A 13,221-nucleotide genomic window follows, 5' to 3' on the forward strand; every position below is an offset into this window, starting at 1 on the left:
CTAGCTCCGGCGCAGCTTGATGTGCGCGGCCAGCCCGCCCGAGCCGGTATTGGCCAGGCCGAACACGCCGCCCATGCGGTGAATGGTTTTTTCGACAATCGCCAGGCCCAGGCCCGCACCCGTGGCCGCTGTGCGCGCCGCATCGCCGCGGAAGAACGGCCGCGTAAGCTTGGACAGGGTTTCGGGCGCCACGCCCATGCCGTGGTCGCGCACCTTGATCAGCACCCACTGGTCGCGGCTCTTGGCCGCGATGTCCACCAACGCGATGCCGGTTTCAGGCGTCTTGCCGTAGCGCCTGGCGTTTTCCAGCAGGTTGGAGATCACGCGGGACAGCTCGACCTCGTCGGCCAGGACCGCCATGTCGTCGGGAATGGCGACTGTCACGCGCATGTCTTCGTAGTCGGCCACGGCATACACCGCGGCATCGACGACGGCATTGAGCGAAACGCGCTCCAGCCGCGGCGGCTCGGGCCGGGCGTAGTCGAGGAACTTATCGATGATGGCGTCGAGCTGGGTGATGTCGGCCGCCATGTGTTCGCGGGCGTCGGCGTCGGTGACGCTCATCTCGGTTTCCAGGCGCAGGCGCGCCAGCGGCGTGCGCAAATCGTGCGAAATGCCGGCCAGCATGATGACCCGGTCCTGTTCGATCTTGGAGAGCTGCTCGGCCATGCGGTTAAAGCCGATGTTGACCTCGCGGATCTCGCTGGTGGCGACTTTCTCGTCGAGCAGGCTGGCGTCGAAGTCGCCGTCGCGCATGCGGCTGGCCGCGAAGGACAGCTGCTTGAGCGGCCGGTTGATCAGCCTGGCGATAAAGGCCGCCCCCGCCAGCGACAGCACCGCCGCCGTGATCAGCCAGATGACCCAGGTGCTGTTGCGGGACGGACCTATCTTGGAGGGGTCGGTGAGCAGCCAGTAGGAGTCCCCGTCGATGGCAAAACCCACCCACAGGCCCTTCTGGCCGTTGACGCTGCTGGCCACCACGGTGCCGTTGCCCAGCCGCGCCTTGAGTTCCTCGGCAGTGCGCTCGCCCAGCTCGTCGCTCTCGAACAACTCGAACTTGTCCTTGGGCTCGCGCGGCGTGATGCGCACGCGTTCCTCGTCGGCCAGGGTCTTGATCAGCGAGACGCGGGCGATGGCGTCGGAATAGCGCAGGGCGGCCCGGCTCAAGTTGACCAGCGAGGCCAGCTGCTGCGCGCTCTGGATGGCGCGCGGCTCGGATTCGAGTGCCCTGAAAGTCTGCAGCCAGGCCACGATGGAGCCGAACAGCAGCAGGGACAGGAAAAAAAACGTCCGCCAGAACAGGCTGAAGCCGCGCCGCGGGCGCATCTCCAGCGGTGCCGGGGCGGTTTCAAGGGGGACCGGGTTGGTGGCGTCCATAAAAAGTGGGTACGTGCCGCGAATGCAGGCGATCAATCGATGGACGTTAGCACGATGAGTCAGCGCGGCGGCATGCAAGCTGTTGCCGCCTGTTGCGGGCGCGCGTCACGTGGGCCAGTGGAAGCATTTGTTTTTACCAGCATGAGCCGCAGGGCCGGCTTTGCCGGACTGCAGGCGGGCGGCCCCCTCGGGGGGCAGCGCATTACACGAAGCCGAAGGCGCAGTGAAAAGCGTGGGGGCTAGTTAGTGCCATCCGGCACAAACACGTAGCCAATGCCCCAGACCGTCTGGATGTAGCGGGGCACCGCCGCATCCACTTCGATCAGCTTGCGCAGGCGGGAAACCTGCACGTCCAGGCTGCGGTCGAAGGGCTCGAACTCGCGGCCGCGGGCCAGTTGCGCCAGCTTTTCGCGGGACAGGGGCTGGCGCGGGTGGCGGACCAGGGTTTTCAGCATGGCGAACTCGCCGGTGGTCAGCGGCAGTTCTTCGCCGTTCTTGTGCAGGGTACGCAGGCCCATGTCGAAGGAGAAGGGGCCGAAGGTGATGACCTCCTGGTCGCTGGACGGGGCGCCGGGCACTTCAGCTGTCGGCCGGCGGCGCAGCACTGCGTGGATGCGCGCCAGAAGCTCGCGGGGGTTGAAGGGCTTGGCGAGGTAGTCGTCGGCGCCGACTTCCAGGCCGACGATGCGGTCCACGTCCTCGCCTTTGGCGGTCAGCATGATGATGGGGGTGCGGTCGTTGGCGGCGCGCAGCCGGCGGCAGATGGACAGTCCGTCTTCGCCGGGCATCATCAGGTCCAGGACGATCAGGTCGACGGCATCACGCAGCATGATGCGGTTCAGGGCCTTGCTGTCTTCGGCCAGGATGACTTCAAAACCCTCCTGGGCCAGGTAGCGGCGCAGCAGGTCGCGGATGCGGGCATCGTCGTCAAGAATCAGGATTTTGTCGGCACGGGCGTTGGGTTGGGCTTGGGTCATAGTCGTCTGGTAATTTGTAACAGAGCCATTTTGAAGGCTGAAAACACGCGATGTCTCGTTTTTCAGTCACTTTGACACACTGTTACATAAGTTGCGGCTGCATGCACGCACGGGATTTGATTGTGGAAATCCTCCTACACCTGCGGGGAAAAGAGCATGTGAAAATCGCGGCCCACGCGTTGTGCGAAACGCCGGCGCCCCTTCAAAACGGTCACTTGCCAAGCCGGAAAAATCCGGGGGACTGAGCGGCTGCTGGCAAGCACGTGGCAGGCATGACTTGCCAAATCCCCAAATTCCTGGCCTTTATTTCTGGCCTCCTCAACCCCTTTTTGTTTTCTTTTTCGTTTCATGTCTTTCCGGGCTGCACAACTGTGGCCAAAAGCAAGATCAACCACCTGAAAGGTAAATTCCAATGCGAACTTCCAAATCGATCGCCGTCTGTATCCTGTTGGCGGGCGCTGCCATGGCCTCCGGCGTGATGGCCCAGACGATGCACCCTGAAACCCTGCAGAACGTGGCCCAGCTCTCGGCCACGGGCTCCGTGGAAGTGCAGCAGGACCTGCTGTCGATTTCCCTGAGCACCACGCGCGACGGCACCGATGCCGGCGTCGTGCAGACCCAGCTCAAGCAGGCGCTGGACACAGCGCTGGCACAGGCCAAGCAGGCGGCCGCGCCAGGCCAGATGGATGTGCGCACCGGCAACTTCAGCCTCTACCCGCGCTACGGCAAGGACGGCAAGATCAACGGCTGGCAGGGCTCCACCGAACTGGTACTGGAAGGCAGGGACTTTCCGCGCATCACCGGCACGGCGGGCAAGATCCAGACCCTCACGATGAGCAACGTGAGTTTTGCCTTGAGCCGCGAGCAGCGCGCCAGGGTGGAGGGCGAGGCCCAGGCGCAGGCCATTGAGCGCTTCAAGGCCAAGGCCGGCGAAGTGGCGCGCAGTTTCGGCTTTTCGAGCTACAGCCTGCGCGAAGTTTCCATCAACGCCAACGACCAGAATCCGCCGCCGCGTCCCCGCATGATGGCGATGTCGGCCAAAGCCGAAATGGCCGATGCCAGCGTTCCGGTGGAAGCCGGCAAAAGCACGGTGCTGGTCAACGTGTCGGGCTCAGTGCAGATGAAATGATGAAGCGGGGCGGTGCAGGCCGCCCCGGGATCGCTCAGGCCGCCGAGGCGCAGGCCTTCTGCTTCTGGCGGTGCTTGCGCGCGACGACCTTGGCGCGCAGATGGTCGTATGCCCAGTTGAAGCAGAAGGTATAGGGCAAGAAGAACAGCACGATGGCGATGTCCAGCACAAAGGCTTCCCAGAGGCCGATGTCCAGCCACCAGGCGGCCAGCGGAACCACCGCGATGATCAGGCCGATTTCAAACAGCACGGCGTGCACGGCGCGGGCGCCCAGCGTGCGCTGAAAGCCCATGCGTTGCTGCGCCTGGTCAAAGAGGGCGTTGAACACCATGTTCCAGCTCATGGCCATGAGCGAGACCATCAAGGTCAGCAGGCCCATGTGCGCCAGCGAATAGCCAAGCAGCCAGGCGCCCAGCGGCGCACAAATGGCGATGGCCAGGATTTCGAACCCCAGGGCGTGGAAAAAACGTTCCTTGACTGATTTCTGCGGACTCACGGTGCACTTCACTTTCTGCTTGATGTCGGGCCCCCAAGCTCGATGTTGGGCGGCAATGACTGTATTTTCATCGCTATTTTGGATGGTTTAAAATCAATAATCATCTATTAAATAGATGGAAAGCCGCGCCATGCGCCATTCTCCTGAAGCACTGACCGCCTTTGCCGAAGCCGCCACCTTGGGCTCGTTTTCGGCTGCAGCCCGCAAGCTGGGCAAAAGCCAGTCGACCGTGAGCACCGCGATCGCCAACCTGGAGATCGACCTGGGCATCACCCTGTTTGACCGCGGCACCCGCAAGCCGGCGCTGACGGAGCATGGCCGGGTGATGCTGGGCAAAGTGCAGGAAATCCTGGCCGCCAGCGACCGGCTGGACCGCGCCGCCAGCCAGCTCGGCGGCGGCATGGAGCCCAAGCTCAGCGTGGTCTGGTCCGACACCTACCAGTCCGACCGATTTGAGGAAATGCTGCTGGCTTTTGAGCAGCGCTTTCCCGACCTTGAATTCGAATGCCTGATTGCCGAGCATGGCGACCTGGTCTCGCTGGTGCAGACCGGGCGGGCGCACATCGGCGTGGTGGCCGCGCAAAATGCTTACCCACCGGACATCGGCTCGGCCACGATTGCCGAGCAGTCTGAAATCACCTTGTTCGTCGCCACCGCCCATCCGCTCGCCAGCCTCAAGGACCTGACGCCCGACCTGCTGGCCGACTACCGTGAGCTGCGGTTGGATACTTATATGGAGCAGGGCGCCCAGGGCCTGCCTCAGTCGCGCCGCGCCTGGTCGGCGCCGAGCTACCTCATGCTGATGGAAATGGCGGTGCTGGGTTTTGGCTGGGCGGCGATTCCGCGCTGGATGGTCACGCGCTTTGCCACCGGCAAGCTGGCGGAACTCGACGCGCGCGGCTGGCCGCGGCGGGTGCCGGTTGATGCCGTATGGTCGCGCCAGCGCCCTCTGGGACGCGCCGGCACCTGGCTGTTGCAGGAAATGCTGGCACCTGCGGGGCCCGCGAACCCAGGCGGGAGCCTGCCGGAGATGTGAAAAAGCCCGCGGCCTGTGACGGCGTGCGGGCTGGTGGCGGGCGCGGCGGGCACGCCCGGAGGCCTATCAGAAGCGGTAGCGCAGGCCCAGGCTGGTGGTGCTGACGCGCTCCTTGCCGGTGCCGACGAACTTCAAGTCATGCTCGTCCCATGCCAGCACGGCCGACAGGGCCGGGGTGAAGGCCCATTCGGCACCTATGCCGTAAGAGATACCCCAGTTGCTCTCGCTGCCGGAGGCGAGGCCGGAAGCCGGCAAGGCGGACACGCGGGTGTGCCCGTAGGTCGTGCCGAGCTTGCCCAGCAGGTTGAAGGAGTTGCTCAGGGGCAGGCGGCCGACCAGGCTCAGGTTGATGCCTTGCGCCTCCGTCTGTCCGCCGCCGCGGTTGGCCTTGCCGAAATCGGTATAGCCGAGCTCCAGGCCGAAGTTGTTATTGAAATAACTACCACCGTAGAGGTTGTACGAGGTGTCCTTGTTGTCCGAAGGGAAGGCGCCTGCGCCACTGGGCAGCGAGAAGTCCGATTGGCCGACGTTGAGGCCGAAATAGCGCGAGCCCGGTGCATAAAACGAATAGTTGCTGCTCGACATGCCGGAGCTGGACGTGGAGCTTTGCGCTTGTGCGCCAGTGGCTGCTGCCAACGCGGCGACGGCCAATACGGTGGCTGAAAAGGTTCGGGTCAATGATGGCATGTTGCTTCCTTCAAGAGATGAATGGACGGCGTCACGCTTGTGGCGAAACAGCCGCGTGTTGTTGCTTTCCGTCGTGAAATTTAAGGGCCGTGCGGGCCCATTTTTGTGGGTGCAACAGTTAAATCCCTGTAGGACAAACGGAAGTTTGCGCGCGGCGCGCGGCGGGGGCACATGGCCTTGCGGGAGCGCTTGCGCTGATTTTTGCGGTGCTAAAGTCAAGGCCATGCAGCTCATTACCCACCTGCCCGGAAGCACCCCGCTGGTCCTGGATTCTCCCCACAGCGGAACGGTGTATCCGGCGGATTTCAGGCACGCTTGCGCGCTTGCCGTGCTTCGTAGCGCCGAAGACACCCACGTTGAAAAGCTCTACGACTTTGCCCCCGGCCTGGGCGTGCACTGGATTGAGGCGCACTTCCCGCGCAGCTACCTCGATGCCAACCGCAACACCACCGAAATGGACGTGAGCTTGCTGGACGGCCCCTGGCCCGGGCCGGTGGAGACCGACCCCAAAATATTGTCCAAGGTAAGGCTGGGCAAAGGCCTGATCTGGCGCACCACCGATGAAGGGGTACCGCTGTACGACCGCAAGCTGGGCGTGGCGGAAATCCAGGCGCGCATTGAACAGTGCTGGAAGCCTTACCACGCGGCTGTTGCGCGGGCGATTGACACGGCCCACAGGCAACACGGCTACAGCATCCACATCAATTGCCATTCCATGCCCGCGGTGGCGTCCAGCAGCGCCACGGATTTTCCGGGTGAGGCGCACGCCGACTTCGTGGTGGGCGACCGCGAAGGCACGACCGCCGGCAAGGCCTTGTCCAGGCTGGTGTGCGAGCACCTGAAGGCTCGCGGCTACAGCGTGGCCTACAACCATCCCTACAAAGGCGTGGAGCTGGTCCGGCGCTACAGCCGGCCGGCCGAACACCGGCACAGCATCCAGCTGGAGATCAACCGCAAGCTCTACATGGACGAAAGCACCTTCGCGCTGGCGCCGGGCGCCGAACCGCTCAAGGCCAGCTTGCGCTCGCTGGTCGAGTTGCTGCTCAAGACCGACCCGCGCAAGCTCTGAAACCCGCCGGCGGTTGCCGGCATTTCTTGAACAAGCTCATTCGCCATGCTCACCTTTTTCAGCGACAGCCACCACGCCCATGCTCCGCAGTACGAATTTTTCCGTGGTGAGCGTGTGCCCTGTTTTGAAACGCCGGCGCGTGCCGAGTACGTCAAAGCCCGGCTGAGCGAGCGCGGCCACGTCCTGCGCACGCCGCATGCCGACAGCCGCGGGGTGCTGGCCAAGGTGCACACCGCCCGCTACCTGGCATTTCTGGAGCATGCCTGGCGCGATTGGGTGGTGCTGGAGGACGGCAACGATGGCCGCCAGCCTTTTCCCTCGGTATGGCCGGTACGCACCTTGCGCAGCGACGTGGAGCCCGTCAATTTCACCGCGCGGCTGGGCTTGTATTCGATGGACAACGGCTCGCCGCTGTCGGCCGGCACCTGGCAGGCCGCCAAGGCCGGTGCGGACGCCGCCGCCAGCGCCGCCGCCTTGCTGGGCAGCAACAGTGAGCGCGCCGTCTTTTGCTGCAGCCGCCCGCCCGGCCACCATGCCGGGCCCGATTTCATGGGCGGCTATTGTTTCCTGAACAACGCCGCTGTGGCGGCCCAGGCCTTGCGCGACGGCGGTGCGGCGCGCGTGGCGGTGCTCGATGTCGATTACCACCACGGCAATGGCACGCAAAGCATTTTTTACCACCGTGCCGACGTGCTCTTCGTGAGTGTGCACGGCGACCCCATGACCGAGTACCCGTTCTATCTGGGCCATACCGACGAGACCGGTGCGGGCGAGGGCGCAGGCTTCAACCTGAACCTGCCGCTGCCGGCGGGCTGCACGGTGACGCGCTGGTTCGATGCGCTGGAAGCAGCCTGCCTGCGCATCAACACCTTCAGCGCCGACGCGCTGGTGGTGTCGCTGGGGCTGGACACCTTTGCCGAAGACCCGATTTCCAAGTTCGCGCTACAGCCCGGCGACTTTATCCGCCTTGGCGAGCGCCTGGGCAAGCTGGGCCTGCCCACGGTGTTCGTGCTGGAGGGCGGCTATGCGGCCGCCGCGCTGGGCACCAATGCCGTCAACGTCATTGAAGGTTTTGAAGGCCGCTGATGGACAAAGTCGACTGTGTGGTGATAGGCGCGGGCGTGGTGGGCCTGGCCGTGGCACGCGCGCTGGCGCTGCGGGGCAGGGAGGTGATGGTGCTGGAGGCCGCCGATGCGATAGGCACGGGCACCAGTTCGCGCAACAGCGAGGTGATCCACGCCGGCATCTATTACCCGCAAGGCTCGCTCAAGGCGAAGCTGTGCGTTGAAGGCAAGGGCTTGTTGTACGCCTACTGCGCCGAGCGCGGCATAGGCCACAGGCGCAGCGGCAAGCTGATCGTGGCGACCAATGAGGCCCAGGTCGCGCAGCTGCGGGGCATACGCGACAAGGCAGCTGCCAACGGCGTGAACGACCTGGTACTGTTGACGCGCGAGCAAGCCCTTGCGCTGGAGCCGCAACTCGAATGTGTGGCCGCACTACATTCGCCCAGCACCGGCATTGTCGACAGCCATGGCCTGATGCTGGCGCTGCAGGGTGACCTGGAGAACGCGGGTGGGCTGGTCGCACTGAGTTCGCCGCTGGCCCGGGCTGAGTGCCAGCCGGAGGCGATTTACCTGGTAGCGGAGGACGGCACTGAACTCGAAGCCACCACCGTCGTCAACGCCGCGGGCTTGCAGGCACAGCACCTGGCCGCGAACTTTGCCGGCCTGCCCGCGCAGCATGTGCCGCCCAGCCATTACGCCAAGGGCAACTACTTCACGCTACCGGGGCGCTCGCCTTTCAGCCGCTTGATCTACCCGGTGCCCGAGGCCGCGGGCCTGGGCGTGCACCTCACCGTGGACATGGGCGGCCAGGCCAAGTTCGGCCCCGACGTGCAATGGGTGGATTCGCCCGAAGACCTGGTGGTGGACCCGGCGCGCGGCGACGCTTTTTATGCCGAGGTGCGCAAGTACTGGCCCGCGCTGGCCGACGGCGCGCTGACGCCGGGCTACGCCGGCATACGCCCCAAGATCCAGGCGCCGCACGAAGCGGCCAAAGACTTCATGATCCAGGGACCGCGCGATCACGGCGTGGCGGGCCTGGTCAATCTTTTCGGCATTGAATCGCCGGGGCTCACGAGCTCGCTGGCGATAGGCGATTACGTGAGCCGGATGCTGTAAGGGGAAGCGAAGGCGCTTACTGCGCCGCCCAGCCGCCGTCCATGTTCCAGGCCACGCCGCGCACATTGTTGCCGGCCGGCGAGCAGAAAAACACCGCCAGCGCGCCCAGTTCTTCGGGCGTGGTGAATTGCATGGAGGGCTCCTTTTCACCCAGCAACTGCCTGGTGGCGGCCTCGTTGCTGATGTTGCCGGCGGCGGCCTTGGCGTCCACCTGTTTTTGCACCAGGGGAGTGAGCACCCAGCCGGGGCAGATGGCATTGCAGGTCACGCCCGTGGTGGCGTTCTCGAGTGCGGTGACCTTGGTCAGGCCGACGATGCCGTGCTTGGCGGCGACATAAGCGGATTTTTCGGCGGAACCGACCAGGCCGTGGACCGACGCCACGTTGATGATGCGGCCCCAGCCCCTGCCGCCGTTGGCCGCCAGCATGGCGGGCAGGGCCAAGCGGGTGGCATGGAAGGCGCTGCTGAGGTTGATGGCGATCACGGCATCCCATCGTTCGACCGGGAAGTTCTCGACGCGGGCCACGTGCTGGATGCCGGCGTTGTTGACCAGGATGTCGACCTGGCCGAACTGCGCGGCGGCGTAACGCATCATGTCCTCGATGTCGGCGACCTTGCTCATGTCGGCGCCGTGGTAGGCCACGCGCGCGCCCAGCGCTTCCACTTCGGCCTTGGGGCCGTCCACGTCGCCGAAGCCGTTGATGACGATGTTGGCGCCTTGCGCCGCCAGCGCCTTGGCGATGCCCAGGCCTATCCCGCTGGTCGAGCCGGTGACGAGGGCTGTTTTACCTTTGAGCATATTGTTTCTCCGGATGATTTACGATGGTTGAACTGGGAGACCGGGCCTCGCGTTGTGCACGCCGCGCCTGGTTGATTTCTCAAGCAATTATCAAGCCTTTGAATTGAACTGCCGCGCCATGACCCAACCTACGCTGAACTACGTAAATTGCCCCGACGCCTCGGGCGGCCACCGCATGGCGTACTGGCAATGGGGCAGGCCGGACAGCGAGCACCTGGTGGTGTGCGTGCATGGCCTGTCGCGCCAGGGGCGCGATTTCGATACGCTGGCGCGGGCCTTGTCCGAGCAGGCGCGGGACGGCATACGCGTGGTCTGCCCCGACGTGGTGGGCCGCGGGGAAAGCGACTGGCTCAAGGAGCCTATGGGCTATCAGTTGCGCACTTATGCGGGCGACATGCTGGCGATGCTGGGCCAGTTGCACGCCCAGGCGCCAGTTACCTCGTTGGACTGGGTGGGCACCAGCATGGGCGGGCTGATCGGCGTGGCGGTGTGTGGAACGCCTGACTTGCCCCTGCCGGCGCCGGTGCGTCGCCTGGTACTTAATGACGTGGGGCCGGCCATCGAGTGGCAGGCGATCGTGCGGATCGGCACCTATCTGGGCCAGGCCGGCCACTTCGGATCGGTGCAGGAGGCGGCCGATGCGATGTGGGCGATTTCCCAAAGCTTCGGCCCGCACACGCCCGAGCAGTGGCTGGCGCTGTCGCGTCCCATGCTCAGGCGCGTCTCGGACGCCGCCGATGCCAAGTGGCGCCTGCATTACGACCCGGCCATCGCTGTGCCTTTCAAGCTGGAAACCGAGGAATCCGCACGCCAGGGTGAAACCATGCTCTGGCAGCTCTACGACAATATCAAGGCTGAAACCCTGGTGATACGGGGCCAGCAGTCCGACCTGCTCAGCATCCAGACAGCCCAGGCCATGACGCAGCGCGGGCCGCGCGCCCGCCTGGTGGAATTTGCGGGAGTGGGGCACGCGCCCACTCTGGTTGCCGCCGACCAGGTCGCCGCCGTGACGGGATTTCTGCTGGGCTGAGGCCCGCCAACTTATTTGACTGAAGTTACATGAAAAGCAATGTGGTCGGGCCCGGTGGCCCGACAGCCTCCCAGGGGGCGAATGCCTCCATCGTGACCGCCACGGCCGACAGCCTTCCGGATCAGCCGCATGCGCTGGCCCGGGCCCGCGCGTTCGCCGAACCCCTGATCGCCACTGAAACGCACGACACGGGCGAGAACATCCTGGTGCACGCCGATGCGGTCGCCTCCATCCTGAAAACCATAGGCGGCTCGGAAGCCATGCAGGCGGCCACCTACCTGGTCTATGCGTGCCAGCACCTGACCAAGCCGCAGGAAGTGATCACCAAGGCCTTCGGCGCCAACTATGCCGCGCTGGCGATGGAGACCACCAAGCTGGTGCAGGTGCAGCGCCAGGCGCGCAGCGCCAATGCGAAGGCGCAGTTGCTGGACGACCCGGCCGCGCAGACCGAGAACGTGCGCAAGATGCTGCTGGCGTTCTCACGCGATTTGCGTGTGGTGATGCTGCGGCTGGCATCGCGCCTGCAGACCCTGCGCCACTATGCCGCGACGCGGCAGGCCGCGCCGCTGTCTTTGGCCCATGAATCGCTGCACGTCTTCGCACCGCTGGCCAACCGACTGGGCATCTGGCAGATCAAATGGGAAATGGAAGACCTGGCCTTCCGCTTCCTGGAGCCCGAAACCTACAAGCAGACGGCGCGCCTGCTCGATGAAAAGCGTGTGGAGCGCGAGGGCTTCATGGAAGCCCTGCGCGCGCAGCTGGAGCGCGAACTGAACCAGAACGGCATCGCCGCGCTGGTGCAGGGCCGGCCCAAGCATATCTACAGCATCGTCAAGAAAATGCGCGGCAAGTCGCTGGACTTCGAGCAGGTCTTCGACATCCGCGCGTTGCGCGTGATCGCGGCCGACGTGAAGGGCTGCTACGCGGCACTTGGCTTCGTGCACTCACGCTTCACGCCGGTGGACGGCGAGTTYGACGACTACATYGCCMRGCCCAAGMCSAACGGCTACCAGTCGCTGCACACCGTGGTGCGCGACGACGCGGGCAGGGCGGTGGAAATCCAGGTGCGCACCCAAGCCATGCACGACCACGCCGAGCACGGTGTGGCCGCGCACTGGGCCTACAAGGAGGCCGGCACCAAGGGTTATGGCGGGGTCTCGGCCAGCAGCGAATACGACGCCAAGATCGCCGTGCTGCGGCAGTTGCTGGCCTGGGAACGCGATCTCTCGGGCCCCGCTGCCCAGCGCGCGCGGGATGACAAACAAGGCCTGTTTGAAGACCGCATTTAYGTGCTGACGCCYGACGCMGCCATTGTGGAGTTGCCGCAAGGCGCGACCACCGTGGACTTTGCCTACAGCGTGCACACCAGCCTGGGCCACCGCTGCCGCGGCGCGCGCATCGACGGCGTCATGGTGCCGCTGAACACGCCGCTGCAAAACGGCCAGACCGTGGAGGTCATCACCGTCAAGGAAGGCGGGCCTTCGCGCGACTGGCTCAACCCGGAGCTGGGCTTTCTGTCCAGCCACCGCGCGAAATCCAAGGTGCGCGCGTGGTTCAACGCGCTGGCGATGGAGCAGACGGTGGCCCGCGGCCGCGAGGCCGTCGAAAAACTGCTGCAACGCGAAGGCAAGACGGCGATGAAGCTGGACGACCTGGCGGCGCAGCTCGGCTTCAAGGCGGCGGAGGATTTGTTTGAGGTGGTCGGCAAGGATGAGTTGTCCCTGCGTACGATAGAGAACATGCTCAGGCCGCCCGAGCCGGTGTTGAGCCAGGACGATTACGTGCTGGCAAAAAAGGCGCGTGCGCCCAACGCGAATGCAAAGAAAGCAGGGGGTGGCGTGCTGGTTGTCGGCATGGGATCCCTGCTGACGCAACTGGCCAAGTGCTGCAAGCCCGCGCCGCCTGATGAGATCCTTGGCTTCGTTACCAAGGGCAAGGGCGTCAGCATCCATCGCAGCGACTGCAGCAACTTTCGCAACATGGCGGCCGGCAGCCCGGACCGTGTGATCGAAGTGCAATGGAATTCGCCCAAGACGCCCGACGGCGCGGTCTACCCGGTGGATGTCGCCGTCGAGGCCGCCGACCGGCAGGGCCTGCTGCGCGATATTTCCGAGGTGTTCGCCAAGGAAAAAATGAACGTGATCGGCGTGCAGACGCAGTCGGTGAAAGACAACCGCGGCGGCACCGCCTGGATGACCTTCACCGTCGAAGTCGCGCAATCAGGCCGCCTCAATCAGGTGCTGGGCATCGTGGCCGAAGTGCCGGGCGTGCGCTCCGCGCGCAGGCGTTGAGTGCACCTCTCACGGCAAGCAGCGAGCGAGTGTAGGAGGGCTGTATCCCACACCAGCAGGGGCCGCGGAACCGGCTTTGCCGGGCCGCAGGCGCAGCGGCCCCTCGGGGGCAGGGAGCTACACGCAGTGAGCGACCGTGGGGCTAAAAAT

At 64.9% G+C, this 13,221-nt stretch carries 13 protein-coding genes; 7 read left to right on the forward strand and 6 right to left on the reverse strand.

Features of this window, described 5'->3' with window-relative positions; genetic code table 11:
- The 3 genes from AC1D1Y_RS05905 to AC1D1Y_RS05915 all read right to left on the reverse strand — a co-directional run bounded on the left by AC1D1Y_RS05905 (position 1) and on the right by AC1D1Y_RS05915 (position 2,767).
- Positions 1-1,377, reverse strand: a complete 1,377-nt coding sequence (locus AC1D1Y_RS05905; protein ID WP_477652206.1) for a sensor histidine kinase — start codon at positions 1,375-1,377, stop codon at positions 1-3.
- A gap of 239 nt (positions 1,378-1,616) precedes the next feature.
- Positions 1,617-2,354: an osmolarity response regulator transcription factor OmpR gene (ompR, locus tag AC1D1Y_RS05910; protein WP_007866319.1), complete on the reverse strand. Its 738-nt coding sequence runs from the start codon at positions 2,352-2,354 to the stop codon at positions 1,617-1,619.
- Positions 2,355-2,488: 134 nt separating this feature from the next.
- The gene (locus AC1D1Y_RS05915) at positions 2,489-2,767 is read right to left on the reverse strand and encodes a hypothetical protein (RefSeq protein WP_477681537.1); all 279 of its coding nucleotides are present in this window, start codon (positions 2,765-2,767) and stop codon (positions 2,489-2,491) included.
- Here AC1D1Y_RS05915 and AC1D1Y_RS05920 point away from each other — a divergent pair.
- Positions 2,767-3,483 (forward strand): SIMPL domain-containing protein, encoded by a 717-nt coding sequence (locus tag AC1D1Y_RS05920; protein ID WP_477681538.1) that lies wholly within the window; start codon positions 2,767-2,769, stop codon positions 3,481-3,483. The genes AC1D1Y_RS05915 and AC1D1Y_RS05920 overlap by 1 nt on opposite strands.
- A 34-nt stretch (positions 3,484-3,517) precedes the next feature.
- Here the strand turns inward: AC1D1Y_RS05920 and AC1D1Y_RS05925 are convergent, their stop codons facing one another.
- Entirely contained in the window at positions 3,518-3,979 is a 462-nt protein-coding gene (locus tag AC1D1Y_RS05925) for a multidrug/biocide efflux PACE transporter (protein WP_477681539.1), read from the reverse strand.
- A gap of 130 nt (positions 3,980-4,109) precedes the next feature.
- On the opposite strand from AC1D1Y_RS05925, the gene AC1D1Y_RS05930 reads away from it, so the two are divergent.
- Positions 4,110-5,015 carry a LysR family transcriptional regulator gene (locus AC1D1Y_RS05930; RefSeq protein WP_477681540.1) on the forward strand — a complete coding sequence of 302 codons (906 nt, stop codon included), beginning with the start codon at positions 4,110-4,112 and terminating at the stop codon, positions 5,013-5,015.
- A 66-nt stretch (positions 5,016-5,081) separates the two neighbouring features.
- Here AC1D1Y_RS05930 and AC1D1Y_RS05935 read toward each other — a convergent pair whose 3' ends face one another.
- A complete protein-coding gene (locus AC1D1Y_RS05935; protein WP_477681541.1) occupies positions 5,082-5,702 on the reverse strand; it encodes an outer membrane beta-barrel protein in 621 nt (206 codons plus the stop codon).
- Positions 5,703-5,925: 223 nt separating this feature from the next.
- Here AC1D1Y_RS05935 and AC1D1Y_RS05940 point away from each other — a divergent pair, with 223 nt between their 5' ends.
- From AC1D1Y_RS05940 to AC1D1Y_RS05950, 3 genes are read left to right on the forward strand one after another with little or no spacing between them, the layout of a single operon-like run.
- Positions 5,926-6,771, forward strand: coding sequence for an N-formylglutamate amidohydrolase (locus AC1D1Y_RS05940; protein WP_477681542.1), 846 nt, complete (start codon positions 5,926-5,928; stop codon positions 6,769-6,771).
- 45 nt (positions 6,772-6,816) lie between these two features.
- Entirely contained in the window at positions 6,817-7,857 is a 1,041-nt protein-coding gene (locus tag AC1D1Y_RS05945) for a histone deacetylase family protein (RefSeq protein ID WP_477681543.1), read from the forward strand.
- Complete coding sequence (locus AC1D1Y_RS05950) at positions 7,857-8,951, forward strand: NAD(P)/FAD-dependent oxidoreductase (RefSeq protein ID WP_477681544.1); 1,095 nt, start codon at positions 7,857-7,859, stop codon at positions 8,949-8,951. The genes AC1D1Y_RS05945 and AC1D1Y_RS05950 overlap by 1 nt, the downstream gene beginning before the upstream one ends.
- A gap of 16 nt (positions 8,952-8,967) precedes the next feature.
- On the opposite strand, the gene AC1D1Y_RS05955 is transcribed toward AC1D1Y_RS05950, so the two are convergent.
- Complete coding sequence (locus AC1D1Y_RS05955; RefSeq protein WP_477675578.1) at positions 8,968-9,750, reverse strand: 3-hydroxybutyrate dehydrogenase; 783 nt, start codon at positions 9,748-9,750, stop codon at positions 8,968-8,970.
- 118 nt (positions 9,751-9,868) lie between these two features.
- Here AC1D1Y_RS05955 and AC1D1Y_RS05960 point away from each other — a divergent pair, with 118 nt between their 5' ends.
- Both AC1D1Y_RS05960 and AC1D1Y_RS05965 read left to right on the forward strand, forming a co-directional pair.
- Positions 9,869-10,780, forward strand: a complete 912-nt coding sequence (locus AC1D1Y_RS05960) for an alpha/beta fold hydrolase (RefSeq protein WP_477681545.1) — start codon at positions 9,869-9,871, stop codon at positions 10,778-10,780.
- A gap of 29 nt (positions 10,781-10,809) precedes the next feature.
- Complete coding sequence (locus tag AC1D1Y_RS05965; RefSeq protein ID WP_477681546.1) at positions 10,810-13,071, forward strand: RelA/SpoT family protein; 2,262 nt, start codon at positions 10,810-10,812, stop codon at positions 13,069-13,071.
- Positions 13,072-13,221 lie beyond the last annotated feature (150 nt).

The sequence above is a fragment of the Polaromonas sp. P1_G1 genome, assembly GCF_056405595.1.